A 24607-nucleotide genomic window follows, 5' to 3' on the forward strand; every position below is an offset into this window, starting at 1 on the left:
TGTCCATGCGACCAGGGTGGGGGAGAGACGTGAATCACGCGATCGAGTTTCACTCTTCGGGTTTGATCCACAACCAAGTGGTGTTATCCACAGGGGAAATGGTCGTCGCTGTGGACAACTGGCCGCGCGGAAGCGGTCCTTGGCACCCCGTCATACCGGCGGCCTGACCCGCGCGATCCTCCGCAGCACCCCCGGCGCGAGCCGCGAGAGCACCCGGGCGGTCCGGGCCTCCGGCGTCACCGCGACCACCGGCTCGTCGCGCACGACCGCCCGCAGCACGGTCCGGGCGACCTTCTCCGGCGGATAGTTGCGCAGCCCGTACAGGCGGGCGGCGCGCTGCTGGAGCCGCTTCTCCTCCGGCCCGTCGACCCCGGCGAAGCGCGCCGTCGACGTGATGGCGGTGTTGACGAAGCCCGGGCAGACCGCCGTCACGCCGATGCCCTGCCCGGCGAGTTCCGCGCGCAGGCACTCGCTGAGCATGAGCACGGCCGCCTTGGAGGTGCTGTAGGCGGGCAGGGCCCGGGACGGCTGGTAGGCCGCGGCGGAGGCCACGTTGACGATGTGACCGCCCTGCCCCCGCTCGGCCATCCGCCGGCCGAAGAGCCGGCAGCCGTGGATCACACCCCACAGGTTGACGTCGAGGACCTTCTTCCAGTCCTGGGTCGTGGTGTCGAAGAAGGAGCCGGACAGCCCGATGCCGGCGTTGTTGACCAGGACGTCCACCACGCCGTACGCGCCGGTGACCTTCTCGGCGAGCTTCTCCATGGCCTGTTCGTCGGAGACGTCGGCCGGTTCCGCCCAGGCCTCCGGCGCGCCGGCCCGGCGGGACGCCTCGGCGGTGCGGACCGCCGCCTCGGCGTTCCGGTCGACGGCCACCACGCGTGCGCCGGCCGCGGCGAAGGCCAGCGCCGTGGCCCGCCCGATGCCGCTGCCCGCGCCGGTGACCAGCACCAACTGACCGGAGAACCGCTCGGCGTGCGGCCCGCTCGCCGCCTCGGGCGCGCTGCCGCTCTCCACGGACGTCACGAACTCCCCGATCCACGCGGCCACCCGGTCGGGGCGGGTCCGCGGGATCCAGTGCCCCGCCTGGATCGTCCTGCGAGTCAGCCGCGGAACCCACTGCTCCAGCTCCTCGTCGAGCCGCTCCGACAGGAACCGGTCCTCCAGGGGCGTGATGACCTGCACGGGCACGTGCGCGTACGCGTCGGTGCGCGGGTTGCGCATCCGGGGCCGGACGTTGTCGCGGTACAGCCACGCCCCGTGGGCGGCGTCCGAGGGCAGGGATGAGGTGGGGTAGTCGCCCCGGGGCACCTTCTCCACCCGCTCCAGGACCTTCGGCCAGCGCTTGCCCAGCGGACCGCGCCAGGCCAGCTCGGGCAGCACGGGCGTGTGCAGCAGATACACGTACCAGGAGCGGGCGCCCTGCCCGAGGAGCTGGCCGACCCTGCGCGGAGTGGGGCGCTTCACGCGCCGGCCGATCCAGTGGCCGAAGTGATCCAGCGACGGCCCGGACATCGACGTGAAGGACGCGATACGGCCCTCGGTGCGCCGGACGGTGGTGAACTCCCAGGCCTGCACCGAGCCCCAGTCGTGCCCGACCAGGTGCACCGGCCGGTCCGGGCTGACCGCGTCCGCGACGGCCAGGAAGTCGTCCGTCAGCTTCTCCAGCGTGAATCCGCCGCGCAGGGGCCGCGGGGCCGTGGACCGGCCGTGGCCGCGGACGTCGTAGGCGACCACGTGGAAGTCCCCGGCGAGTCGTGCGGCGACCTCCGACCACACCTCCTTGCTGTCGGGGTAGCCGTGCACGAGGACGATCGTCGGCCGTCCCGCATCACCCAGCTCGGCCACGCACAGCTCGACTCCGCCGGTCCGTACCCTGCGCTCCCGCGCACCCGTGAGCAACGTCATCCGGCGAATCTGGCAGTTGTTAGAGAGTTCGTCAATAGCGCTCCCCGGCCGTGGTAACCCTGGAGGACCAGGTCCCCTAAGGGCCCGTAATACTCGAGGCTGATCCCAAGACAGCTCTGCGGAGTGACGACCGCCACGCGCCCGGCCCCTACCGTCGTAGCGTGACTGTGATCGCGACCGAAAGCCTGAGCAAGCGGTTCCCCCGGGTGACCGCGCTTGACCGGCTCTCCGTGGACGTCGGGCCCGGTGTGACCGGACTCGTCGGAGCCAACGGAGCCGGCAAGTCCACACTGATCAAGATCCTGCTGGGTCTGTCCCCCGCCACCGAGGGCCGCGCCGAAGTGCTCGGCCTGGACGTCGCCACGAAGGGCGCCGCCATCCGCGAGCGGGTCGGGTACATGCCCGAGCACGACTGCCTGCCGCCGGACGTCTCGGCCACCGAGTTCGTCGTCCACATGGCGCGCATGTCCGGCCTGCCGCCCACGGCCGCGCGCGAGCGCACGGCCGACACCCTGCGCCATGTCGGCCTGTACGAGGAGCGCTACCGCCCCATCGGCGGCTACTCGACCGGCATGAAGCAGCGCGTGAAGCTCGCGCAGGCCCTCGTCCACGACCCGCAGCTGGTCTTCCTCGACGAGCCGACCAACGGCCTGGACCCGGTCGGCCGCGACGAGATGCTCGGTCTGATCCGCCGGATCCACACCGACTTCGGCATCTCGGTCCTGGTCACCTCGCACCTTTTGGGCGAACTGGAGCGCACCTGCGACCACGTCGTCGTCATCGACGGCGGCAAGCTGCTGCGCTCCAGCTCCACCACGGACTTCACACAGATCACCACGACCCTGGCGATCGAGGTCACCGACACCGACGAGCACCCGGACGGCACCCGGGCGGTCCGCGAGGCGCTGCACGCGCGCGGGGTGAGCGTCGAGGACGGCAGCGGCCTGCCCGGCGCGGGCCACATCCTGCACTTGACCGCGCAGGGCGAAGAGACGTACGACCTGGTCAGAGACGTGATCGCCGACCTCGGCCTGGGTCTGGTGCGCATGGAGCAGCGCCGGCACCACATCTCCGAGGTCTTCACGACCGGCGACCGGAACGAGCAGCGGAAGGAGGCGGTCGGCCATGGCGGTTGAGCACTCCACGGGGACATCCGTCCCGGCACCGGGTGACCAGACCCGCATCCACAACATCGGCTACCGCAGCTACGACGGGCCGCGCCTGGGCCGCGCCTACGCCCGCCGCTCCCTGTACTCGCAGTCGCTGCGCGGCGCCTACGGCCTCGGCCGCTCGGTGAAGTCCAAGGTCCTGCCGATGCTGCTGTTCGTGGTGATGTGCGTGCCCGCGGCCATCATGGTGGCCGTCGCGGTCGCCACCAAGGCCAAGGAACTGCCGCTGGACTACACGCGCTACGCGATCGTCATGCAGGCGGTCATCAGCCTGTACGTCGCCTCGCAGGCGCCCCAGTCCGTCTCGCGCGACCTGCGCTTCAAGACGGTGCCCCTCTACTTCTCGCGGCCGATCGAGACCGCCGACTACGTCCGCGCCAAGTTCGCGGCGCTGGCCTCGGCGCTGTTCGTCCTCACGGCCGCTCCCCTGCTGGTGCTCTACGTCGGCGCCCTGCTGGCCAAGCTCGACTTCGCCGACCAGACCAAGGGATTCGCACAGGGACTCGTCTCCGTGGCACTGCTCTCGCTGCTCTTCGCCGGCATCGGCCTGGTCATTGCCTCCTTCACCCCGCGCCGCGGCTTCGGCATCGCGGCCGTGATCGCCGTCCTGACCATCAGCTACGGCGCGGTCTCCACCCTCCAGGCCATCGCCGACGCCCAGGGCAGCGGCGACGCCGTGCCGTGGATCGGGCTGTTCTCGCCGATCACCCTCGTCGACGGTGTGCAGTCGGCGTTCCTGGGCGCGACCGCGGCCTTCCCCGGCGGGGTGGGGCCGAGCACGGGCGAGGGCGTCGTCTTCGTCCTCGTCGCCCTCGGCCTGATCGCGGCGAGCTACGGCCTCCTGATGCGCCGCTACAAGAAGGTGGGACTGTGACCACGCTCTCCATCGACCACGTCTCCCGCTGGTTCGGCAACGTGGTCGCCGTCAACGACATCACCATGACCATCGGCCCCGGCGTCACGGGCCTGCTCGGCCCCAACGGCGCCGGGAAGTCCACCCTCATCAACATGATGGGCGGCTTCCTGGCCCCCTCCACCGGCACGGTCACCCTCGACGGGCAGCCCGTCTGGCGCAACGAGGAGATCTACAAGCACATCGGCGTCGTCCCCGAACGGGAGGCGATGTACGACTTCCTCACCGGCAAGGAGTTCGTCCTCGCCAACGCCGAACTGCACGGCCTGGGCGCCAAGGCGGCCCAGAAGGCCCTGGCCACGGTCGAGATGGAGTACGCGCAGGACCGCAAGATCCAGACGTACTCCAAGGGCATGCGCCAGCGCGTGAAGATGGCCTCCGCGCTCGTGCACGACCCGTCGCTGCTGCTGCTCGACGAGCCCTTCAACGGCATGGACCCGCGCCAGCGCATGCAGCTGATGGACCTGCTGCGGCGCATGGGCGACGAAGGCCGCACGGTGCTGTTTTCGTCCCACATCCTCGAAGAGGTCGAGCAGCTCGCCTGGCACATCGAGGTCGTCGTCGCCGGGCGGCACGCGGCCAGCGGTGACTTCCGCAAGATCCGCCGCCTGATGACCGACCGGCCGCACCGCTATCTGGTGCGTTCCAGCGACGACCGCGCCCTCGCGGCCGCGCTGATCGCCGACCCGTCGACGTCCGGCATCGAGGTCGACCACGCCGAGGGCGCGCTGCGCATCCAGGCCGTCGACTTCGGCCGCTTCACCGCGCTGCTGCCCAGGGTCGCCAGGGACCACGGCATCCGGCTGCTCACGGTCTCGCCGTCCGACGAGTCCCTCGAGTCCGTCTTCTCGTACCTGGTCGCGGCGTAGGAGGCCCTGATGTACGACCCCACAGTCGCCCGGCTCACCTACCGGGCCCTGCTCGGCCGGCGCCGGGCCCTCATCCTCGGCGCGCTGCCGCTGCTGCTGATCGTGATCGCCGTGGCGGTGCGCGGCCTGGCCGGAGCGGACGACCAGACGGCGTCCGACCTGCTGGGCGGTCTCGCCCTGGCCACGATGGTGCCGATCATCGGCGTCATCGCCGGCACGGGAGCCATCGGCCCGGAGATCGACGACGGCTCGGTGGTGTACCTGCTGTCCAAGCCGATCAAACGGCCGACCATCATCTTCACCAAGCTGATCGTCGCGATCGCGGTGACGATGGTGTTCTCCGCGGTGCCGACGCTGATCGCCGGCTTCATCCTCAACGGCAACGGCCAGCAGATCGCCGTGGCCTACACGGTGGCGGCCCTGGTCGCGTCCATCGCCTACGCCGCCCTGTTCCTGCTGCTCGGCACGGTCTCGCGGCACGCCGTGGTGTTCGGCCTGGTCTACGCCCTGGTCTGGGAGGCCCTGTTCGGCTCCCTGGTGCCGGGCGCGCGCACGCTGAGTGTCCAGCAGTGGTCGCTGGCGGTGGCTCAGAAGGTGGCCGGCGGGGAGCTGGTGACCTCGGACGTGGGCCTGACCACGGCGACGGTGCTGCTGGTCGCCGTCACGGTGCTGGCCACCTGGTACGCCGGTCAGAAGCTGCGCTCGCTCACGCTGGCCGGCGAGGAGTGACGTGCCCGGGCCTTGACGGGGGCTTCACCCCCGTCAGGGCACACTGGGCGAACGGGACATAGCTACACCGCACGCGGCACACGGGAGTCGGACGGCCGGGAGGGACACGCATGGCGGGCGAGAGGGCACAGTACGACGACCGCGGACAGCCGGACTCCGGGTCGGGGTCCGGGTCCGGGGACGACGCCTGGGGCGAGGTCGTCCTGGACGACGACTTCATACGCTCCGCCGAGACCTCCGAGCCGTCGGCCCGGGCCCGGATGCTCGCCGCGCGCTGGCGCCGCGAGGAACCGGAGCCGCAGCCCTGGCGCTCCGACGAGCCGCCCGCCGGCTGGTTCTTCAGCAAGGCCCGGCGGCGCAGGTGGCGCAAGCGCTGACGCCCGCGGGCCGGTCGTCTGCCTCCCGCACGGGATGCCCTCCGGCCGTCGGCCCCCGGCCGCCGGCCCCCGGGCCCCGTCCGTCCCCGCCCGCCGATTTAATCGGTGGCGTCCGTTTCGCCCGGCGGGCAGAGTAGTCGTGTTCCTGCCGGACGAGGAGTCCGGCGGTGCCACGTCTGGGAGAGGAGCGGGACGATGTCCATGCACGGCAGTACGTCCAGCTCCCTTCAGGGCAGCCCGCGGCAGGCTCCGGAGTAGTCGCCACCTCTCCGTGGAGCCTTGCCCCGCACGGGGAGCTGCCCGGGGCGGCCGCTTCGAGCACGCGAGTCGCACCTCGCGTGGGCCGCCCACCCGGAGGATTGGCCGAGTGGTAAGGCACTGGCTTGCTAAGCCATGGTCGGGCCGGAAGGCCCGCGCACGTTCGATCCGTGCATCCTCCGCCGCATGCGCGACACGAAGGTTCAGCCCAGCAGCCGTTCCAGTACGACCGCGATCCCGTCCTCCTCGTTGGAGGACGTCACCTCGTCGGCCACCGCCTTCAGCTCCTCGTGGGCGTCGGCCATGGCGACGCCGTAGGAGGCCCAGGCGAACATCGGTATGTCGTTGGGCATGTCGCCGAAGGCGATCGTGTCGGCCGCCTTCAGCTTGAGCCGGCGGGCCGCCAGCGACAGGCCGGTGGCCTTGGACAGGCCCAGGGGGAGGAGTTCGACGATGCCCGGGCCCGCCATCGTGACGGTGACGAAACCGCCGGCGGTCCGGGTGGCCGCCTCGCACAGCTCGTCGTCCGACAGGGTCGGGTGCTGGATGTACAGCTTGTTCAGGGGCGCGGTCCACAGGTCCGACGCGTCCGTGAAGGGAGTCGCGGGCAGCTTGCCGTGGGCCGCGTAGCCCGGGCCCACCAGCACCTCGCCGTCCAGGCCGTCGCGGCTCGCGGCCAGGTACAGCGGGCCGACCTCCGCCTCGATCTTGGCCAGGGCCACTCCGGCGAGCTGCCGGTCCAGCGTGACCGAGGTCAGCAGGCGGCGGGCGCCGGCGTCGTAGACCTGAGCGCCCTGGCCACAGACGGCCAGACCCTCGTAGCCGAGGTCGTCGAGGATGTGCCGGGTCCAGGGGACCGCGCGGCCGGTGACGACGATGTGCGCCGCGCCCGCCGCGGTGGCGGCGGCGAGCGCGTCACGGGTGCGCCCGGACACCGAGTCGTCGGAACGCAGCAGCGTGCCGTCGAGGTCGGTGGCGACGAGCTTGTACGGGAAGCCGCCCGGGGAGGCCGAGTCGCTCACGTGGCCACCGGCTCCAGGACCTCCCGGCCGCCCAGGTACGGGCGCAGCACCTCGGGCACGCGCACCGAGCCGTCGGGCTGCTGGTGGTTCTCCAGGATCGCCACGATGGTGCGCGGGACGGCGCAGAGGGTGCCGTTGAGCGTGGCCAGCGGGCGGACCTGCTTGCCCTCACGGACGCGGATCGACAGGCGGCGGGACTGGAACTCGGTGCAGTCCGAGGTCGAGGTCAGCTCGCGGTACTTGCCCTGGGTCGGGATCCACGCCTCGCAGTCGAACTTGCGGGCGGCCGAGGAACCGAGGTCGGCGGAGGCCACGTCGATGACCCGGAACGGCAGCTCCAGGGAGGTCAGCCACTGCTTCTCCCACTCCAGCAGCCGCTGGTGCTCGGCCTGCGAGTCCTCCGGGGCGACGTAGGAGAACATCTCGACCTTGTCGAACTGGTGCACGCGGAAGATGCCCCGGGTGTCCTTGCCGTGCGAGCCGGCCTCCCGGCGGAAGCAGGGCGAGAAGCCCGCGTAGCGCAGCGGCAGCCGGTCCGCGTCGAGGATCTCGTCCATGTGGTACGCCGCGAGCGCGACCTCGGAGGTGCCGACCAGGTAGAGGTCGTCGTCCTGGAGGTGGTAGACGTCCTGCGAGGCCTGGCCGAGGAAGCCCGTGCCCGCCATGGACTGGGGGCGGACCAGGGCCGGGGTCAGCATCGGCGTGAAGCCGGCCGCCGTGGCCTGGGCCATCGCCGCGTTCACCAGGGCGAGCTCCAGCAGGGCGCCCACCCCGGTGAGGAAGTAGAAGCGCGAGCCGGAGACCTTGGCGCCGCGCTCGACGTCGATCGCGCCGAGGAGGTGGCCGAGCTCCAGGTGGTCCCGGGGCTCGAAGCCCTCGGCGGCGAAGTCGCGGATCGTGCCGTGCGTCTCCAGCGTGACGAAGTCCTCCTCGCCGCCCACGGGCACGTCCGGGTGGACGAGGTTGCCGAGCTTCTCCAGCAGCTGCTGGGTCTCGGCGGCCGCCGCGTCGCGTTCCGCGTCGGCGGCCTTGACGTCGGCGGCGAGCTGGCCCGCCTTCTTCAGCAGCTCGGCCTTCTCGTCCCCGGACGCCTTGGGGATCAGCTTGCCGAGCGCCTTCTGCTCGGCGCGCAGCTCGTCGAAGCGGACGCCGGACGACCTGCGCCGCTCGTCGGCAGACAGGAGGGAGTCGACGAGCGCGACGTCCTCTCCACGGGCGCGCTGGGACGCGCGCACACGGTCGGGGTCCTCACGGAGCAGGCGAAGGTCAATCACGCGCCCCAGGCTACCGGTGTGGGATGACCGCCCACGACTCACTATTCCTGTCGTGCCTTACGTGCCGTTATGAGTGAATTGCGCATCGTGTCAATGAAGAGGATGCCGCTCCCCGGAACGAGGCATCCAGCAGGCGTCGTCTTGACTCGAATCCCTTGCGGGGAGCGGGACTTGGGCTTCGGTTGTCCACAGGGATCCACACCCGCGAAAGAGTTATCCACAGGCTGTGTGGAAGATCTGTGGACTTCGGAATTGATCACTCCGTAAGGCAGGGTCGTCCCTGAGAATTCCCACCACAAACCCCCTCTATCCTCACTTTCGAGTGGAAACGGGTCACCCCAAAGAGTGACGCAGGGGGAAACGGTGGACGAAGGGTGACCTGCCCGCCGATGGACACATCAGGGGCCTGTAGGGCGATTTGTCGACTGACTCACGGTTCGTTGTCGACTTGTCCCCAGGTCGAGAAGCGGACCTGTGGATAACTTCTGTGGATAACGACTATCAGCAGGTACGACCGCCCACGACCGGCCCACGACCCGCCACGATCGCCCACGCTCGATCGCCTCATGAGGCGACCGCTAGAAGCGGCCGTCCTGACACCGGGCGACCCAGTCCGCCGCCGCCACGAACTCCTCGTCCGACGTGCCGAGCCGGGGCGGGCGCACCTCGGCCGGCTGCACGTCGGCCCGCGGATACGAGCCCAGGTAGCGCACCTGGAGACAGATCCGCTTCAGGCCCATCAGGGCCTCGGCCACCCGGCGGTCGGAGATGTGGCCCTCGGCGTCGATGCAGAAGCAGTAGTTGCCGATGCCGGCGCCGGTCGGGCGGGACTGGAGCAGCATCAGGTTGATGCCCCGGGTGGCGAACTCGCCGAGCAGGTCCCGCAGGCCGCCGGGGTGGTCGTCGCGCTGCCACAGCACGACGGAGGTCTTGTCCGCACCGGTCGGGGCGGCGGGCCGGGCGGGCCGGCCGACCAGCACGAACCGCGTCTGGGCGTTCTCCGCGTCGTGGATCCCGGTCTCCAGGGCCTCCAGCCCGTAGCGCGCGGCGGCGAACTCACCCGCGAAGGCGGCGTCGTACTGGCCCTCCTGGACCAGCCGCGCGGCGTCCGCGTTGGAGGCGGCCGACTCCCAGTGCGCGTCCGGCAGGTGCTTCCGCAGCCAGTTGCGCACCTGCGGCTGGGCGGCCGGGTGCGCGGAGACGGTCTTGATGTCCGACAGTTTCGTGCCCGGGCTGACGAGCAGCGCGAAGGTGATGGAGAGCAGCACCTCGCGGTAGATCATCAGCGGCGCACCGGCGACGAGCTCGTCGAGCGTGGTGGTGATGCCGCCCTCGACCGAGTTCTCGATCGGCACGAACGCGGCCTCGGCCTCGCCGGCGCGTACCGCGTCGAGCGCGGACTGGACGGACACGTACGGGATGAGCTCCCGGGTGGCGGCCTCGGGAAGCGTGCGCAGGGCGACTTCGGTGAAGGTGCCCTCGGGGCCGAGATACGCATAGCTCGCTGGCATGAGCTCACCCTAATGGGCTTGCGGAAGCGCTATCCCCCACAAGCCCGTACACGAGCGTTCTCTCACCCCTCCAGCAACTTCTGCCCCACGTACTCGCCCTCCGCCGCCCCGCCCGGCACCGCGAACAGCCCGCTCGACTCGTGCCGGATGAACGGGGACAGGGCGTCGCCCCGGTCGAGCTTGCGCTGCACCGGGACGAAGCCGCGCAGCGGATCGGCCTGCCAGCAGATGAAGAGCAGTCCGGCGTCGGGCATCCCGTCGGGGTCGATGCCGTCGTGGAAGGAGAAGGGACGGCGGAGCATCGCGGCGCCGCCGTTCTGGTCCGGCCGGGTGATGCGGGCGTGGGCGTTGATCGGGACGACGAGGTTGCCCTCGGCGTCCGTCTTCTCCAGGTCCATCGCGGTCGTCTCGGTGCCGCCGGACAGGGCCGCCCCGTCGGCCTTGCGGCGCCCGATGACGTCCTCCTGCGCCTTGACGGAGAGCTTCTCCCAGTCGTCGAGGAGCATGCGGATCCGGCGGACGACGGCGTAGGAGCCGTTCGCCATCCAGGCCGGCTCGCCCTTCTCCGGGACGAAGATCCGCTGGTCGAAGTCCGGCTCGCCCGGCTTGGGGTTCCGGGTGCCGTCGATCTGGCCCATGAGGTTGCGGGCGGTCATGGGGTGGGCGGTGGCGCCGGGCGAGCGGTTGAAGCCGTTCATCTGCCACCGCACCTTGGCGGCCCGTCCCGCGTCCTTCTGGATGGCGCGCAGGGCGTGGAAGGCGACCAGGGCGTCGTTCGCGCCGATCTGGACCCACAGGTCACCGTTGCTGCGGCTCTTGTCGAGGCGGTCGGAGGAGAACTCGGGCAGCGGGTCCAGTGCCACCGGCCGCTGCTTCTCCAGGCCCGTCCGGGCGAAGAAGCTGTGCCCGAAGCCGAAGGTGAGGGTCAGCGACGAGGGGCCGGCGTCGCGGGCCACGTCGGTGTCGCCGTGGGCGCTCGGCTCGCCCGCCATCAGCCGCCGGGCCGTCTCCGACCAGCGGCGGAGCAGGGCGGCGGCCTCCTTGCGGCCGGCGCCCGCCGCCAGGTCGAAGGCGACGAGGTGGCCGCGGGCCTGGAGGCCGTCGGTGATGCCGGGCTGATGTTTCCCGTGAAACATCGCCCGGTCGGTGCCGAGCGAGGTGAGCGGAGCGGCGGCCTCGGAGGGGGCGGCGGCGTATCCCGCCGCGGTGCCCGCCGTGCCGAGCACGAGCCCGGTGGCACCGGCGGTGCCCAGCAGCCGCCGCCGGGAGATGCCCCCGTGGGCGGCGGCCGCCTCGGTGTTCTCCGGGGCGGCCTCACGGGTGCGGGCCTGGGGGATGGACGGGTCGGACATGGTCGTTCAGCCGATCTGCGCGTTCTTGGTGACGGTCACCTCGTCGATCTCGGAGGTCCGCACGGTCACGTCGACCTGCCAGTCGCCGGCCATGGGGATCTGCACTCCGTTCGCCGACCAGTGTCCGACAGCGAGGTGGTCGGGGACGACGGGCAGGGGCCCGATGTCCTTGGCCTTGAGGGTGAACTCGACCTTGACCTCGGGGATGTCGAAGGCCTTGCCGTCGGGCCGCTCCACGTAGACGTGCATCTCGTTGCCGCCCACGCGGGCGGGGTCGAGGTCGACGGTGACGACGCCCTTGCCGTTCCGGCCACCGGTGTCGAAGGGCATGTTCAGGGTGAGCGCCCCGGACGTCCCCGTGTCGGCGGAGGCGGAGGACGACGACGAGGTGGCCGCCTTGGCCTCCTGCTCCGTACGTCCCGGCTCGGTCTGGGTCAGCACGGTGGTGACGGCGAGCAGGACGACCGCGACGCCGGCCTCGGCCAGCACCGAGCGGCGCAGCCCGAAGCGGTGGGGGTCGGCGTCCCGCAGCCGCTTCTGCCGGGCGGCGTCCCGGGCCGCCCGCTGCCGGGCGAGCTGGGCGGCGCGCTCGGGATCGGCGGGCTCGGAGGCTGACTCTTCGGCAGCGGACTTCTCCGCGGCGGGTTCGTCGTCCGTGTCCGCGGTGGCGTCGGCGTGGGTACCGGTATCGGTGTCGGTACCGGCCCCGGCACCGGTACTGGCCTCGGTGCCCGTACCGGGTCCGGCGGCCGCCTCGCCGGAGGCTCCCGCGCCGGCCCGTACCTTCTCCCGCTCCGCCGCAGCCGGCGCCGACTCCGCCAGCCGGCCCGTCCACCGGCGCGAGATCCACGCGACGCCGACGAGGACGATGACGAGGGCGATCTTCGCCAGGAGGAGCTGGCCGTAGCGGGTGTCGGTGAAGGCCGACCAGGAGCCGAGCTGGCGCCAGGACTGGTACGTGCCGGTCGCGATCAGCACGAGCACGCTGCCGAAGGCGATCCGGGAGAAGCCGCGTACGGCGGCCGCGTCGACGGGGGCGTCGGCCGGCGCCCGGTACAGGGCGACCAGGAGTGCGCCGAGCCCGCCGAGCCAGGCGGCGACGGCCAGCAGGTGGAGGACGTCCACGGGCATGGAGATGCCCGCCTGGATCCCGACCGAGGCGTGTTCGGACATCGCCCAGCTCGCGGCGAGCCCCGCGGCGACGACGCCACCGCCGATGGCCAGTCCGAAGGTGAGGTCCCGCTTCTCCTGGGCGTCCTCACGCTTGTCGTACGCCCCGAACAGCACCGCGATGAACAGCGCCGCGGCGGCGAGCAGCAGCAGCCGGGAGACCAGGGCCGCACCGGTCTTGGTCTGCAGCACCTGCCCCAGCAGGGACAGGTCGAAGACGTCGGAGACCTTCCCGGAGCCGGTGTAGGAGCCGCGCAGCAGGAGCAGGGCGAGGGTTGCGGCGGTCAGCGCCAGCCACCCGGAGACGACGAACCGCTGCACCGGACGCACCCCGGAGCCGCGCGGCCAGCAGGCGAGCACGAAGGCGGCGCCGCCGGCCATCACGATGAACCCGGCGTACGACACGTACCGCCCGAAGCCGTACAGCCAGCCGACCACCCCGTCGTCCGTGCCCTGCCCGGACACGGCGACGGACGTCTTGGAGGGGGCACCGATGGAGAAGGTATAGGCGCCGGCGACGGGGTGGCTGTCCGCCGAGACGACCTGGTAGGCCACGGTGTACGTGCCGTCGGACAGGCCCGACTGCAGGCGCACGGCGTACGTCGTGCCGCCGACGCCGGACGGCTCGCCCGTGTCGACGCGCTTGCCCTCGGGGTCGAGCACGCGCAGCGAGTCGCCGGAGAGCGCGACCTGCTCGGAGAAGGTGAGCGAGATCCGGGACGGGGCCTGGTCGACCACCGCCCCCTGCGCGGGGTCGCTGCCGGTCACCGCGGCGTGCGCGGAGACCGGGCCGGCCCCGGCGAGCAGGGCGCAGAGCGCGGCCAGGAGCAGCAGCACCAGCGTCCGGACGCGGGGGGCGATGGTCTGGGTCACAGGGGTCCCTCCGTCAGTGTCCGGTCGTCGGGGTGTAGGTGGCGGCCTTCACCGGCATCTCCACCTCGACGGGGTCGGAGTGGGCGAAGCGCAGCTCGACGGAGACGGTCTGGCCTTCCTTCGGCTTGCGCTTGAGCTGCTCGAACATCAGGTGGTCGCCGCCGGTCTTGAGCACCAGGCGCCCGTGGGCCGGGATCTTGAGGCTCTCCACCTCCTGCATGGCTCCGCCGGTGGTCTCGTGCACGGTGACCCGGCCGGCGATGTCGCTGCTGACCGAGGTCAGTTCGTCGGCGGCGCCGCCCTTGTTGGTGACGGTGAGGAAGCCGGCCGCCATCTCGTCGGAGACGGGCTGCGGCATGTACGCGGAGCCGACGGAGAGCTCCGCCTCGCCGCCCGAGCCGCCGTCGCCGCCCGAGTCCGAGCCGCCGCAGCCCGCCAGGGCCAGGGCCCCGGCCACGACGAGGGCCGCCGGGCCGAGCCGCCGCCTCACGGGGTCTCCCCCTTGACGATCTTGGGCAGGTCCTCGGTGTAGTCCTGGACGGTGGCGTCCTCGCCGTAGAGCACGTAACCGCCGTCCGTCTTCGGCGAGAAGGCGATGACCTGGGTGCCGTGCTCGGAGACGACCTTGCCGTTCTTGTCCTTGCGCGGCGGGTCGATGGAGATGCCGAGGGTGCGGGCGCCGGCCTGGACGGTGGCGAAGTCGCCGGTGAGGCCGACGAAGCGGGAGTCGATGCCCTTGAGCCAGGTGCCGAGTTCGGCCGGGGTGTCGCGCTCGGGGTCGGTGGTGACGAAGACGACGCGCAGGTCCTCCTGCTCGGCCTTCGGGAGCTGCTTGGTGGCGACGGCGATGTTGTTCATCGTCAGCGGGCAGACGTCGGGGCAGTGCGTGTAGCCGAAGTAGATCAGCGTCGGCTTGCCCGCGGTCTCCTTGCGGAGGTCGTACTTCTTGCCGTGGGTGTCGGTGAGGATCAGGTCCGGCTTCTCGAAGGGCTTGTCGAGGACCGTGGCGGCCTTGTCGGTACCGGCCTCCTCCGACACCACGGCGACGGGCTTGTTGCTGTCGTCGCCGCTGCCGCAGGCGGTCAGGGTCAGGGAGGCGGCGGCGAGCAGTGCGGCCGCGGCGAAGGTCTTGGTGCGCATAGAGAAATGTCCCAGATGTCGGTGGCCCGGCACGCACCGGGGTGCCCCCGTGGACGGGGGCGAGCACCCGGCGCGCGCCGTGCGAGGAAGCGGCGTCAGGCGTTGCTGCGCCGACGCCCGGCGAGCACGCCGTAGGCGACACCCGCGGCGCCGACGACGATGCCGACGATGCCCAGGACGCGGGCGGTGGTGTCCGTGCCGTCGGAGGAGCCGGAGTCGTCGTCCGCGGCGGTCTCGGCGGAGGCCTTCTCGGCGGACTCGGCGTCGTCGCCGTCGTCGCCGGCCGCCGAGTCGTGGTGCCCGTCCTCGGAGGCGGCGGACAGCTCCAGCACGGGGGCCGGGTTGTCGGGCTCCTCCTGGCCCTCCTGCGGCACCTCGATCCAGCGGACGACCTCCTTGTTGGAGTACGTCTGCAGGGCCTTGAAGACCAGCTGGTCGGTGTCCTCGGGCAGCTGGCCGACGGAGAGCGGGAACTTCTCGAAGTAGCCCGGCTCGATGCCCTTGCCGTCGGCGGTCCAGGTGACCTTGGAGACCGCCTCGGTGATCTTCTCGCCGTGCATCTCCAGCGGCTTGTCCAGCTTGGACTTGGTGACCTCGATCTTCCAGCCGGGCATCGGCTCCGGCATGACGGAGGCCAGCGGGTGGTCGGTCGGGAAGGTGACCTCCAGCTTGGTGGTGGAGGCGTCGTCGCGCTCGTTCGGCACCTTGAAGTCGACGACCGCGTAGCCGCCCTTGGCGGCCGTGCCCTCGGGCTGCACGGTGACGTGCGCGAAGGCGGGGGCGGACAGGGCGAGGACGGTCAGACCGGCGGCGGCACCGGCCGCGGCGATACGGGAAGCCTTCATGGAAGGAAGCACTCCGCTGTGAGTCGGGATGGAGAAGAGGGATCGCGCACGCGCGCGTGCCGCACGGCGGCGGCCCCTCCTCCCAGGCGTCCGGGGACCCGTGGGCTCGAAGAACCGGGGTTTCCGGGACGGCGGAGTGGTGGTCGCGTCGCGTCAGGCGGCGAGGGCGAGTGCGGCTGCGGAAGCCGTCGCGGCGGGCGGGCCCCGCCGGATCACCGTGTGCTGGAGCGCGGCGGTGCGGGGCATCGGGGGCACGGGGCGCGCGGCGTGCGCCGGGCGCGGACGCACCTCGGGCGCGCCGGGGAGACCGGCGCGCAGGGCGCGGACCAGCGCGAACGCTGCCCGCAGCGAGCGGACGAGCGCCCCTTCGGCGACGCCCTGCGCCGACAGTTCGGCCAGGCGCAGCACCGCCAGGTCGCCGCGGCGCAGCAGCCAGCCGGCGGCGAGTGCCGCGAGGACGTGACCGAGCAGCATCGGCAGGGACGGCCACAGCGAGACCGACACCCCGGACGCGGCGTCCGCGGCGAGGTGCGGGTGCGACCCCGTGGGCGGCTGGACCCGGGCGTCGGTGAGGATCCGGTGCGCCTGCGCCGGACTGATCGCCGCCGCCGTCGTGCCACACACGAACCGCGCTGCCTGCTCGACCAGAGCGGCGTCGCTCGGACCCGCCGGCCGCGGTGCGGCGACGGCGGCCGTGCCGTGCTGGCCCAGGCCGAACAGCGTGTGGAGCACCGTCTGGCCGACCGCGAGCAGGGCGGCGATGCCCGGCAGCGTGCGGGCGCGTCCGGCGAGCGGGACGGCCACGGCGGCCACGCCGAGGAACCCGGCGCCCAGGGTCCACAGCGGGATGCCGTCGCAGGAGGCCAGTGCGTGTCCTGCCCCGGCCAGCACGACGCAGACCGCGGCGAACACCGCGGCCCGCAGGATCCGGAGCCTGGCTCCGGAGCGTGTCGTGGGCGTGTGGGGGGCAGGCATGGCGGGCTCATCATCGCACTGGCCCTGCCGGTCCCGTGCGGCAGGTCCACAAGATGCGGTACGACCGGAACATCACCTTCTGGTCCGGCGCGCCCCTGGTTGCGCCGCTCCGCGCGCCCCCACCCCACCGACGCACGCCCCCACATACACCGATCAGGACCAGCGCGCATCCGCCGTATGGGCGGCATCACGTCAACTTCGCGCTTACGGACGGGCACTGAGGGCAATACGTAACGGTATGTCGAGCCGCGGCCAGGAGGCTGGAGCATGAGCATCTGGTGGTCACTCCATCTGCGGCGCGAAGCCGCGAGCGTGCCCCTCGCCCGCCGCCTGCTGATCGGCACGATGGAGACCGCGGGCGTGGACCCCGACATCTCCTACGACCTCTCCGTCGCCCTCAGCGAGGCCTGCGCGAACGCCGTGGAGCACGGCGGGGACACCGGGCGCGGCCCCGGTTCGGAGGCCTACCGCGTTACGGCCTACCTGGACGGCGAGAAGTGCCGGATCGAGGTCGCCGACGCGGGCCCCGGATTCCCCGCCGCCTCCGCCGGCCGGTCCCGCCCCCCGATCCGGCAGGCGCACACCGACGCCGAGAACGGCAGAGGGCTGTGTCTCATCGAGGAACTCGCCGACCACGTGCACATCGGCAACAAGCCGGGCCGGGGCGGAGCCGTGGTGAGCTTCGACAAGGTCCTCAAATGGCGTGAGGACGCGCCCCTGATGGCGGTCTGATCTGAGACAGGGCGGTGTTTCACGTGAAACACCGCCCCCGCGGCAGACAGCGGCCCTGACGGCGCTCCCGCGGCCATGACGCCGTCGCCCGCGGCCGACCTACAGCGCCGCCCAGTCCAGGGTCGTCCGCGCCAGCCCCGCCACCTCCGTCAGCAAGGCCAGCCGCGCCGCCCGGAGGGCCGGGTCCGGGTCCATCACGAGCACCTCGTCGAAGAACGTGCCGATCGCCTCGACCAGCGGGGCCGAGACCTCGATCAGCGCACCGAGGTCGTCCTCACGGCCCTCCAGGGCCTGACGCACGGTCTGCACGCTCTCGGCGAGACGCAGTTCGGCGGGCGCGGTCAGCAGGGACGGATCCGCCGCGCCGACACCGCCCTCGGGGAGGATCCGCACCACGCGCTGGAACGCGGCGGCGAGCGCCTCGAACGCCTCGCTGCCGACATGCCGCTCCAGCGTGGCCAGTGTCCGGTCGCCGTGCGCCGGGCGGTCGGCCCACACCAGCACGGCCTGCACCAGCCGGTGCTCGTGCCCGGCGTCCGTGAGCTGCTGCTCGTAGCGCCGCGTGATCAGCTCGGCGGCCTCGGCGACCCGGTCGGCGGGTACGGCGACCCCTTGCGCGGCGTACCGCACGGCCGCGGCGCGCAGCCCGTCACCCACCCGGATCCCGGCCACGGCCGGCACGCTGCGCAACACGTTGAGCAGCCCGATCGCGGCCCGTCGCACCCCGTACGGATCGGAGCTCCCGGTCGGTGCCGCGCCGATCACGAACATGCCGGTCACCAGGTCGAACCGGTCGGCGAGCGAGAGCACGGCCCCCGCGTCCCCGGCGGGCAGGGCGCCTCCGGCGGAGCGCGGCAGCTCCATCTCGGCCAGCGCACGGGCGACCTCGGGGGACTCACCGGCCCGGCGGGCGTACTCCTCGGCCATCACCCCGGCCAGGCCCGAGAACTCGATCACCATCTGCGAGGCCAGATCGAACTTGGCCAGCGCACCGGCCCGCCGCACGACCTCCACGGTCTCCTCCGCCAGCCCGGCCCGTCCCGCCAGGTCCAGGGCGAGGGACCCGAGCCGCCCGGCGCGGTCGGCGACCGTGCCCAGCCGGTCCTCGAAGGTCAGCTTGTCCAGCCGGCGGCGGAACTCCTCCGGCGCCACCTTCAGATCCGCCCGCCAGAAGAACGCGGCGTCCTCGTACCGCGCCCGCAGCACCGCCTCGTTGCCCGCGCGCACCACGTCGTCGTCGCACAGGGCGTTGGCGAAGGTGACGAAGTGCGGCATGAGGCGGTCGCCGTCCAGCACGGGCAGATAGCGCTGGTGCTTGCGCATCACCGTGGTCAGGACGCTCGCGGGCAGTTCGAGGTAGCGCTCGTCGAACGACCCCCGCACGGCGTACGGGAACTCCAGGATGTCGGTGATCTCGTCGATCAGCCCGGCCTGGGCCTCGACGTCGATCCGCCCGCCGACCTCGGCCGCCGCCTCCAGCGCCCCGCGCACCACCGCCCCGCGCCGGGCCTCCCGGTCGAGCAGGATGCCGTGCATGTGCAGGAAGTGCGGGTACCCCTCGGCGGAGGTCACCCGGACCTCCGGGTAGGGCGCCTGCCGCTGCACCCGGGTCGTGTCGCCCGAGGAGAGCGAGGAGACCACCACGGGCAGGGGGGTACGGCCCAGCAGCGCCAGCAGCCAGCGCACCGGACGGGAGAACGACAGGCCCGGGTCGCTCCACCGCATGTTCCGCCCGGCGCGCAGCCCGGACACCACCTCGGCCAGCAGATCGCTGAGCACCTCGACGGCCGGGCGCCCCGGCTCGTGCCGGGTGAGCGACACGTACTCGGCCCCGTTGAACTGGACGATCCGCACGTCGGACGGCTCGGCGCCCTGGCTGCGGGCGAAGCCCAGCAGCGCGGGCGTGGGAGCGCCGTCCTTGAAGGCGGCGGCGACCTTGGGGCCGCGAACGGTCCGCACGGTGTCCCGCTCGCGCGGCTGCACGCCGTCGACCGTGATGACGATCCGGCGCGGGGTGGCCAGCACGGTGATCGCCCCGTGCCCCAGCCGCGTCTCGGCGAGCTTGGCGGTGACCGACTCGCGCACCGCCTCGGTGGTGGCGACGACGTCGGCGTAGGGCAGTTCCTCCACCCCGATCTCGAACAGCAGCGTCTCGACGCCGGGCACCTTGGGCAGCGGGGCCCGTTCGGCGGGGGCGGGGGCGGGCGCGATCCCGAGCGGGTGCTCCAGTGCCGCCCGCCGCTTCTCCCACAGCTTGGCCGACTCGTGGGTCAGGCCGCGCATCAGCGCGAAGGCCTTGGCCCGCTCGGTGGTGCTGATCGCGCCCCGCGCGTCGAGCACGTTGAAGGTGTGGCTGCACTTGAGCACGTACGTGTACGCCGGTACCGGCAGCTCCAGGTCCAGCAGCCGCCGGGCCTCGGCCGCGTAGGCGTCGAACAGCCGGTGGTTGGTGTCCAGGTCGGCGTCGTCCAGGTAGTACCGGCTCATCTCGTACTCGTTCTGCCCGAACACCTCGCCGTAGGTGATGCCCGGGGCGTACGCGATGTCCTTGAAGTGGGACACGCCCTGGAGATTCATCAGGATGCGTTCGAGGCCGTAGGTGATCTCCACCGACACCGGGTCCAGCGCGACGCCGCCGACCTGCTGGAAGTAGGTGAACTGGGTGATCTCCATGCCGTCGAGCCAGACCTCCCAGCCGAGCCCCCAGGCGCCGAGCGCGGGGGAGGCCCAGTTGTCCTCGACGAACCGCACGTCGTGCGCGTTCAGGTCGACGCCGAGGGCCCGGAGGCTGCCCAGGTACAGCTCCTGCGGGTTGCCCGGGTCGGGCTTGAGGATCACCTGGAACTGGGTGTGGGTCTGGAGCCGGTTGGGGTTCTCGCCGTAGCGCGAGTCGTCCGGGCGCACGCTCGGCTCCACGTAGGCGACGCTCCACGGCTCCGGGCCGAGCACCCGCAACGCGGTGGCCGGGTTGGCCGTACCGGCTCCGACCTCGGTGTTCAGCGGCTGCGTGATCATGCAGCCGTTGTCGCTCCAGTACTTCTGCAGGGTGAGGATGGCGTCCTGCATGGTCAGCGCCGTCTGAACGTTCTTCATGGTGATCGCGCCCGTCCCCGAATCGGCCCGGCAAGGTCGGCCATGATCTCACACGTCAACTTGCGCTGACCTGCTGGTTTTTGAGCGGCCGGGGCGCGGGCGCCCTGTTCCCGGACGCCCGCGCACCCACGGGACTCAGCTCTTGAGCGCGGCCATCCACGCCTCGACCTCGTCGGAACGCCGGGGCAGCGCGGCGCTGAGGTTACGGTTCCCGTCCTCCGTCACGAGGATGTCGTCCTCGATCCGCACCCCGATCCCCCGGTACTCCTCCGGCACGGTCAGATCGTCGGCCTGGAAGTACAGCCCGGGCTCCACCGTCAGGCACATGCCCGGCTCCAGGACGCCGTCGACGTACGTCTCGGTCCGCGCGGCGGCGCAGTCGTGCACGTCCATGCCCAGCATGTGACCCGTGCCGTGCAGCGTCCACCGCCGCTGCAGCCCGAGCTCCAGCACCCGCTCGACGGGGCCCTCGACGAGCCCCCACTCCACGAGCCGCTCGGCCAGCACGCGCTGTGCCGCGTCGTGGAAGTCCCGGTACTTCGCGCCGGGCTTCACCGCCGCGATCCCGGCCTCCTGGGCCTCGTACACGGCGTCGTAGATCTTGCGCTGGATCTCGCTGAAGCGGCCGTTGATCGGCAGCGTGCGCGTGACGTCGGCCGTGTAGTACGTGTGCGTCTCCACGCCCGCGTCCAGCAGCAGCAGGTCGCCCGAGCGGACGGGGCCGTCGTTGCGCACCCAGTGGAGCGTGCAGGCGTGCGGGCCGGCCGCGGCGATCGTGCCGTAGCCGACGTCGTTGCCCTCGACGCGGGCGCGCAGGAAGAACGTGCCCTCGATGTAGCGCTCGGAGGTCGCCTCGGCCTTGTCGAGGACCTTCACCACGTCCTCGAAGCCGCGCACGGTCGAGTCGACCGCCTTCTGCAGCTCGCCGATCTCGAAGGAGTCCTTCACCAGCCGCGCCTCGGAGAGGAAGACCCGCAGCTCCTCGTCGCGCTCGGCGGTGACCTTGTCGGTCAGCGCGGCCTCGATGCCGGCGTCGTAGCCGCGCACGACCCGGACGGGGCCGGTGGCCTCGCGCAGCTTCGCGGGCAGCTCGCGCACGTCGGAGGCGGGGATGCCGTACAGCTTCCCGGCCTCGGTGAGGGAGTGGCGGCGGCCGACCCACAGCTCGCCCTGGCCGTCGAGCCAGAACTCGCCGTTCTCGCGGTCGGAGCGCGGCAGGAGGTAGATCGTCGCCTCGTGGCCGTCGCCCCTGGGCTCCAGGACCAGGACGCCGTCCTCGGTCTGGTTGCCGGTGAGCCAGGCGTACTCGACGGAGGCGCGGAAGGCGTACTCGGTGTCGTTCGAGCGGGTCTTGAGGTTGCCCGCGGGGATCACCAGGCGCTCGCCCGGGAAGCGCGCGGACAGAGCGGCCCGGCGGGCGGCGGTCTCGGCGGCCTGGGGGACGGGGTCGAGGTCGCGCAGCTCGGTGTCGGCCCAGCCGCTCTTCATGTTCTCGGCCAGCTCGTCGGACACGCCGGGGTACAGTCCGTTCTTCCGCTGCTTGATCGGCTCTTCGCTCTCGTCCGGGATCGCCGGTGTGAGCTCCTCGGCCACGGTCATCCTCCTCGATACGCCACTGGACCACCGTCCACTGTACGGCGGGGCGGAAGGGGGCCCGGGCCGGTGACGAGGAGCGTTACTCGAAGCGGGCGGCCAGCAGCACCACGTCCTCGGCCCCGTCCGCGGCGTCCAGTCCGTCCGGCAGCACACTGCGCAGGACGTGGTCGGCGATCGCGCCCGGGTCGCCGCGCAGGGCCCTGGGCACCCCGGCCCCGGCCGCGTGCAGCCGGGCGAAGGCCCGGTCCGTCGTCTCGCCGGTGCGGTGCAGCAGCCCGTCGGTGTAGAGCAGAACCGTCTCTCCCGGTTCGGCCAGGATCTCCACGCTGGGCGCCTCCCAGCAGGCGAGCATGCCGAGGGGGGCGGAGACGGAGGTCTCCACGAACTCCGTGCGGCGCTGCCCGATCAGCAGCGGCGGGCTGTGGCCCGCTCCGGCGAGCGTGATCTTGCGGGCGGCCGGTTCGCAGTAGCCGAACAGGGCGGTGGCCGAGCGGGCCGGCTCGGTCAGCCGCAGCAGCAGCTCCAGGTCGGACAGGACCGCGACCGGGTCCTCGCCCTCCATCACGGCGTAGGCGCGCAGGGACGCCCGCAGCCGCCCCATCGCGGCGACGGCGCTGGGGCCCGCCCCGGTGACGGAACCGACGGCGAGACCGAGGGCGGCGTCGGGCAGCGGCAGCGCGTCGTACCAGTCGCCTCCGCCGCGCGGGCCGGTGCGGTGCCGGGCGGCCAGCTGGACACCGGCCACCCGGGGCAGCCGGGAGGGCAGCAGCTCGTCGGACATGGTCGCCATGGACGCGCGCGTGCGCTCCAGTTCCAGGAGCCGGGCGAGGTGCTCGGCGGCGTACCGCGCGTAGAGGCCGGCGAGGTGGCGCTGCCGCTCGCTGGGCTCGGCGGGTTCGTCGTAGAGCCAGACGGCGGCGCCGAGGCGGCCGGCGGCCTCGGGGGTCAGGGGGAGGGCGTAGCTGGCGGCGTACCCCAGGCGGGCCGCGACCTCGCGGTGACGGGGGTCGAGCTTCTCCTCGGCGAAGAGGTCGGGCTCGGCGATCGCGTCGTCGCCGCCCGGCAGACCGTCGAGGATCCGGCCGTGGGACAGGGCGCTGCGCGGCACGGTCTCGATGTGTCCGAGGTCGGCGCGGGCCAGACCCAGGCCGACGGTGGTGTCGGGGCCGAGTCCGTCGCCCGGTTCCAGGACGACGAGGCCGCGGCGGGCCCCGACGAGGGCGGCGCCGGCCCGCAGGGTCTCGTGCAGTGCCTCGTCGAGCGCGCGCGTGCGGGCCAGGCGTTCGGTCAGTTCGTGCAGCGTGGTGAGGTCGGACACCCAGCCGGCGAGACGGTCCTGCAGCACGGCGCCGGGTGGGGCGGGTGGGTTTGCCGGGGCGGCCGGGGAGGTACCCGCGACGGGCGGGACAGTGTGTGCGGGGGCCGGAACCGTTGAATCGATTCCAGCCACTTTCGCAGGGTGCGGGGCGTTCATGGCGTCCGGCCTTCCGACCGGCGCGTACTGCTCAAAAGCATCGCAAACCCCCATGTCATTCTGCGCCGCCAGCAGTGTCTCCACATGTACACGCACTCGTGAGGAGATGTCCAGCATTGTCCTGCCGGGATTCCTGGTGTCCGTGAGGTCCGAGAGAACAACTTCCCTTCCTCTTGCGGAAATGCAAAGTTGGCTTAAAACTGCCGCAGGGGACGGCTTATTGCGGTCGACTGGGCTTGCTCGACGGAGCGTCACAACGGTCGTGATGGGTACGTACTCGGAGAAGGCCAGGGGTGGTTGGGAACCACCCGGAACCTGGTGACGGAACCGGGCGTCCTATCCACCGACGACCGTGCCCCATCCTCCCGTGGCGGAGGCGGAGAGAAATACGCGCGACGGCAAACGCCATACTTCGCCACCCCTACGCCACGCCCGTGCTTTTGACCGACGCAGTATGGGCGGGACGGCCGCGGAGGCAGCCCTTGCTCGACCCATAGGGGTTCCCCTTGCTTCAAGCAGGGGTGTGATGCGCCAACAGGTACGCACAGTGAAGTGATCGACACATGTTGTGATGTGGACCACGGTGTTGCCAGGCGTGCAACGGAAAGGACGAGCGCTCATGCGCGAGATCCCTGGAAGGCGACGCAGGCTCCTGTTCCAGCGCAGTGACGGGAGGCCTGAGCCGATCGGCGCGGCCCTGACCTACGCGACGGAATGGCAGTGGCCCGTACTGCCGGGCGTGGCGGCGGACCCGCAGGGGCACTCCCGCTGCAGCTGCCCCGACCCCGACTGCACGGTGCCCGGCGCGCACCCCTTCGACCCCGGCCTCCTCGCGGCCACCACCGACGGGCGCATGGTGCGCTGGTGGTGGAGCAACCGGCCGACGGCGCCGATCGTCCTGGCCACCGGCGGCAAGGCGCCCTGCGCGGTCTCCCTGCCGGCCCTGCCGGCGGCCCGGGCCCTCGAAGCGCTCGACCGCACGGGCATGCGGCTCGGCCCGGTCGTCGCCTCGCCCACCCGCTGGGCGATTTTGGTGAAGCCGTATTCCATGGAGCAGCTCGGCGAACTGCTCTACGCCAAGGACTTCGTGCCCGGCTCCCTCCGCTTCCACGGCGAGGGCGGCTACCTGGCCCTGCCGCCCTCCGAGACGGGCCAGGGCGAGATCCGCTGGGAGCGGGCGCCGCTGCCCGGCTCGGCCTCCCCGTGGGTGCCCGACGTCGAGGCCGTGGTGGACGCCGTGGTCGAGGCCCTCACTCGTACGGGTGTGAGCGCGCCCGAGTTCTAGGGCCGTCGGGCGCGCCGGGCGCCGCACACGCCCCGGCGCGTT

20 protein-coding genes and 1 tRNA gene are annotated in these 24607 nt (G+C 72.1%); 8 read left to right on the forward strand and 13 right to left on the reverse strand.

Going from position 1 to position 24607, the window contains the following annotated elements; translation table 11 throughout:
• Window positions 1-150: 150 nt before the first annotated feature.
• Window positions 151-1908: an SDR family oxidoreductase gene (locus ACIGAQ_RS22610; protein WP_399785416.1), complete on the reverse strand. Its 1758-nt coding sequence runs from the start codon at window positions 1906-1908 to the stop codon at window positions 151-153.
• 167 nt (window positions 1909-2075) lie between these two features.
• On the opposite strand from ACIGAQ_RS22610, the gene ACIGAQ_RS22615 reads away from it, so the two are divergent.
• The 6 genes from ACIGAQ_RS22615 (at window position 2076) to ACIGAQ_RS22640 (ending at window position 6405) form a co-directional block, all read left to right on the forward strand.
• Window positions 2076-3044 carry an ABC transporter ATP-binding protein gene (locus tag ACIGAQ_RS22615; protein WP_311682904.1) on the forward strand — a complete coding sequence of 323 codons (969 nt, stop codon included), beginning with the start codon at window positions 2076-2078 and terminating at the stop codon, window positions 3042-3044.
• Window positions 3034-3951: an ABC transporter permease gene (locus ACIGAQ_RS22620; RefSeq protein WP_362275818.1), complete on the forward strand. Its 918-nt coding sequence runs from the start codon at window positions 3034-3036 to the stop codon at window positions 3949-3951. Before ACIGAQ_RS22615 ends, ACIGAQ_RS22620 begins: the two co-directional genes overlap by 11 nt.
• The gene (locus ACIGAQ_RS22625; protein WP_311682719.1) at window positions 3948-4859 is read left to right on the forward strand and encodes an ABC transporter ATP-binding protein; all 912 of its coding nucleotides are present in this window, start codon (window positions 3948-3950) and stop codon (window positions 4857-4859) included. The genes ACIGAQ_RS22620 and ACIGAQ_RS22625 overlap by 4 nt, the downstream gene beginning before the upstream one ends.
• Window positions 4860-4868: 9 nt before the next feature.
• Window positions 4869-5588, forward strand: a complete 720-nt coding sequence (locus ACIGAQ_RS22630) for an ABC transporter permease (RefSeq protein ID WP_362275815.1) — start codon at window positions 4869-4871, stop codon at window positions 5586-5588.
• A 110-nt stretch (window positions 5589-5698) separates the two neighbouring features.
• A complete protein-coding gene (locus ACIGAQ_RS22635; RefSeq protein WP_399785421.1) occupies window positions 5699-5965 on the forward strand; it encodes a hypothetical protein in 267 nt (88 codons plus the stop codon).
• A gap of 353 nt (window positions 5966-6318) precedes the next feature.
• A tRNA-Ser gene (locus ACIGAQ_RS22640) sits at window positions 6319-6405 on the forward strand.
• A gap of 21 nt (window positions 6406-6426) precedes the next feature.
• On the opposite strand, the gene ACIGAQ_RS22645 is transcribed toward ACIGAQ_RS22640, so the two are convergent.
• The 9 genes from ACIGAQ_RS22645 to ACIGAQ_RS22685 all read right to left on the reverse strand — a co-directional run bounded on the left by ACIGAQ_RS22645 (window position 6427) and on the right by ACIGAQ_RS22685 (window position 16385).
• Complete coding sequence (locus ACIGAQ_RS22645; protein ID WP_311682728.1) at window positions 6427-7245, reverse strand: HAD family hydrolase; 819 nt, start codon at window positions 7243-7245, stop codon at window positions 6427-6429.
• A complete protein-coding gene (gene serS / locus ACIGAQ_RS22650; RefSeq protein WP_311682731.1) occupies window positions 7242-8519 on the reverse strand; it encodes a serine--tRNA ligase in 1278 nt (425 codons plus the stop codon). Before serS ends, ACIGAQ_RS22645 begins: the two co-directional genes overlap by 4 nt.
• Before the next feature lie 578 nt (window positions 8520-9097).
• Entirely contained in the window at window positions 9098-10030 is a 933-nt protein-coding gene (gene pheA, locus ACIGAQ_RS22655) for a prephenate dehydratase (RefSeq protein ID WP_399785425.1), read from the reverse strand.
• Between the two features lie 62 nt (window positions 10031-10092).
• Window positions 10093-11382, reverse strand: coding sequence for an iron uptake transporter deferrochelatase/peroxidase subunit (gene efeB / locus ACIGAQ_RS22660; protein ID WP_399785428.1), 1290 nt, complete (start codon window positions 11380-11382; stop codon window positions 10093-10095).
• A 6-nt stretch (window positions 11383-11388) separates the two neighbouring features.
• A complete protein-coding gene (locus ACIGAQ_RS22665) occupies window positions 11389-13425 on the reverse strand; it encodes a copper resistance CopC/CopD family protein (RefSeq protein ID WP_399785431.1) in 2037 nt (678 codons plus the stop codon).
• Between the two features lie 13 nt (window positions 13426-13438).
• Complete coding sequence (locus ACIGAQ_RS22670) at window positions 13439-13915, reverse strand: copper chaperone PCu(A)C (RefSeq protein ID WP_362275803.1); 477 nt, start codon at window positions 13913-13915, stop codon at window positions 13439-13441.
• Window positions 13912-14565 (reverse strand): SCO family protein, encoded by a 654-nt coding sequence (locus ACIGAQ_RS22675; protein ID WP_399785434.1) that lies wholly within the window; start codon window positions 14563-14565, stop codon window positions 13912-13914. The genes ACIGAQ_RS22670 and ACIGAQ_RS22675 overlap by 4 nt, the downstream gene beginning before the upstream one ends.
• A 95-nt stretch (window positions 14566-14660) precedes the next feature.
• Complete coding sequence (locus ACIGAQ_RS22680; protein ID WP_311682746.1) at window positions 14661-15410, reverse strand: YcnI family protein; 750 nt, start codon at window positions 15408-15410, stop codon at window positions 14661-14663.
• A gap of 153 nt (window positions 15411-15563) precedes the next feature.
• On the reverse strand, window positions 15564-16385 hold the full coding sequence (locus ACIGAQ_RS22685; protein WP_399785437.1) for a hypothetical protein: 822 nt from the start codon (window positions 16383-16385) through the stop codon (window positions 15564-15566).
• Between the two features lie 267 nt (window positions 16386-16652).
• Between ACIGAQ_RS22685 and ACIGAQ_RS22690 the strand changes: the two genes are divergently transcribed.
• Window positions 16653-17117 carry an ATP-binding protein gene (locus tag ACIGAQ_RS22690; RefSeq protein WP_311682750.1) on the forward strand — a complete coding sequence of 155 codons (465 nt, stop codon included), beginning with the start codon at window positions 16653-16655 and terminating at the stop codon, window positions 17115-17117.
• 99 nt (window positions 17118-17216) lie between these two features.
• On the opposite strand, the gene ACIGAQ_RS22695 is transcribed toward ACIGAQ_RS22690, so the two are convergent.
• The 3 genes from ACIGAQ_RS22695 to ACIGAQ_RS22705 all read right to left on the reverse strand — a co-directional run bounded on the left by ACIGAQ_RS22695 (window position 17217) and on the right by ACIGAQ_RS22705 (window position 23397).
• Window positions 17217-20210 (reverse strand): glycine--tRNA ligase, encoded by a 2994-nt coding sequence (locus ACIGAQ_RS22695; protein ID WP_394814264.1) that lies wholly within the window; start codon window positions 20208-20210, stop codon window positions 17217-17219.
• Between the two features lie 135 nt (window positions 20211-20345).
• On the reverse strand, window positions 20346-21809 hold the full coding sequence (locus ACIGAQ_RS22700; protein WP_399785440.1) for an aminopeptidase P family protein: 1464 nt from the start codon (window positions 21807-21809) through the stop codon (window positions 20346-20348).
• Between the two features lie 76 nt (window positions 21810-21885).
• Window positions 21886-23397 (reverse strand): PP2C family protein-serine/threonine phosphatase, encoded by a 1512-nt coding sequence (locus tag ACIGAQ_RS22705; RefSeq protein ID WP_399785443.1) that lies wholly within the window; start codon window positions 23395-23397, stop codon window positions 21886-21888.
• Window positions 23398-23899: 502 nt separating this feature from the next.
• Between ACIGAQ_RS22705 and ACIGAQ_RS22710 the strand changes: the two genes are divergently transcribed.
• Window positions 23900-24565 (forward strand): bifunctional DNA primase/polymerase, encoded by a 666-nt coding sequence (locus ACIGAQ_RS22710; RefSeq protein WP_094054865.1) that lies wholly within the window; start codon window positions 23900-23902, stop codon window positions 24563-24565.
• Window positions 24566-24607: the final 42 nt, after the last annotated feature.

The sequence above is a fragment of the Streptomyces sp. NPDC085932 genome (assembly GCF_044540525.1).
GTDB lineage: Bacteria > Actinomycetota > Actinomycetes > Streptomycetales > Streptomycetaceae > Streptomyces > Streptomyces levis.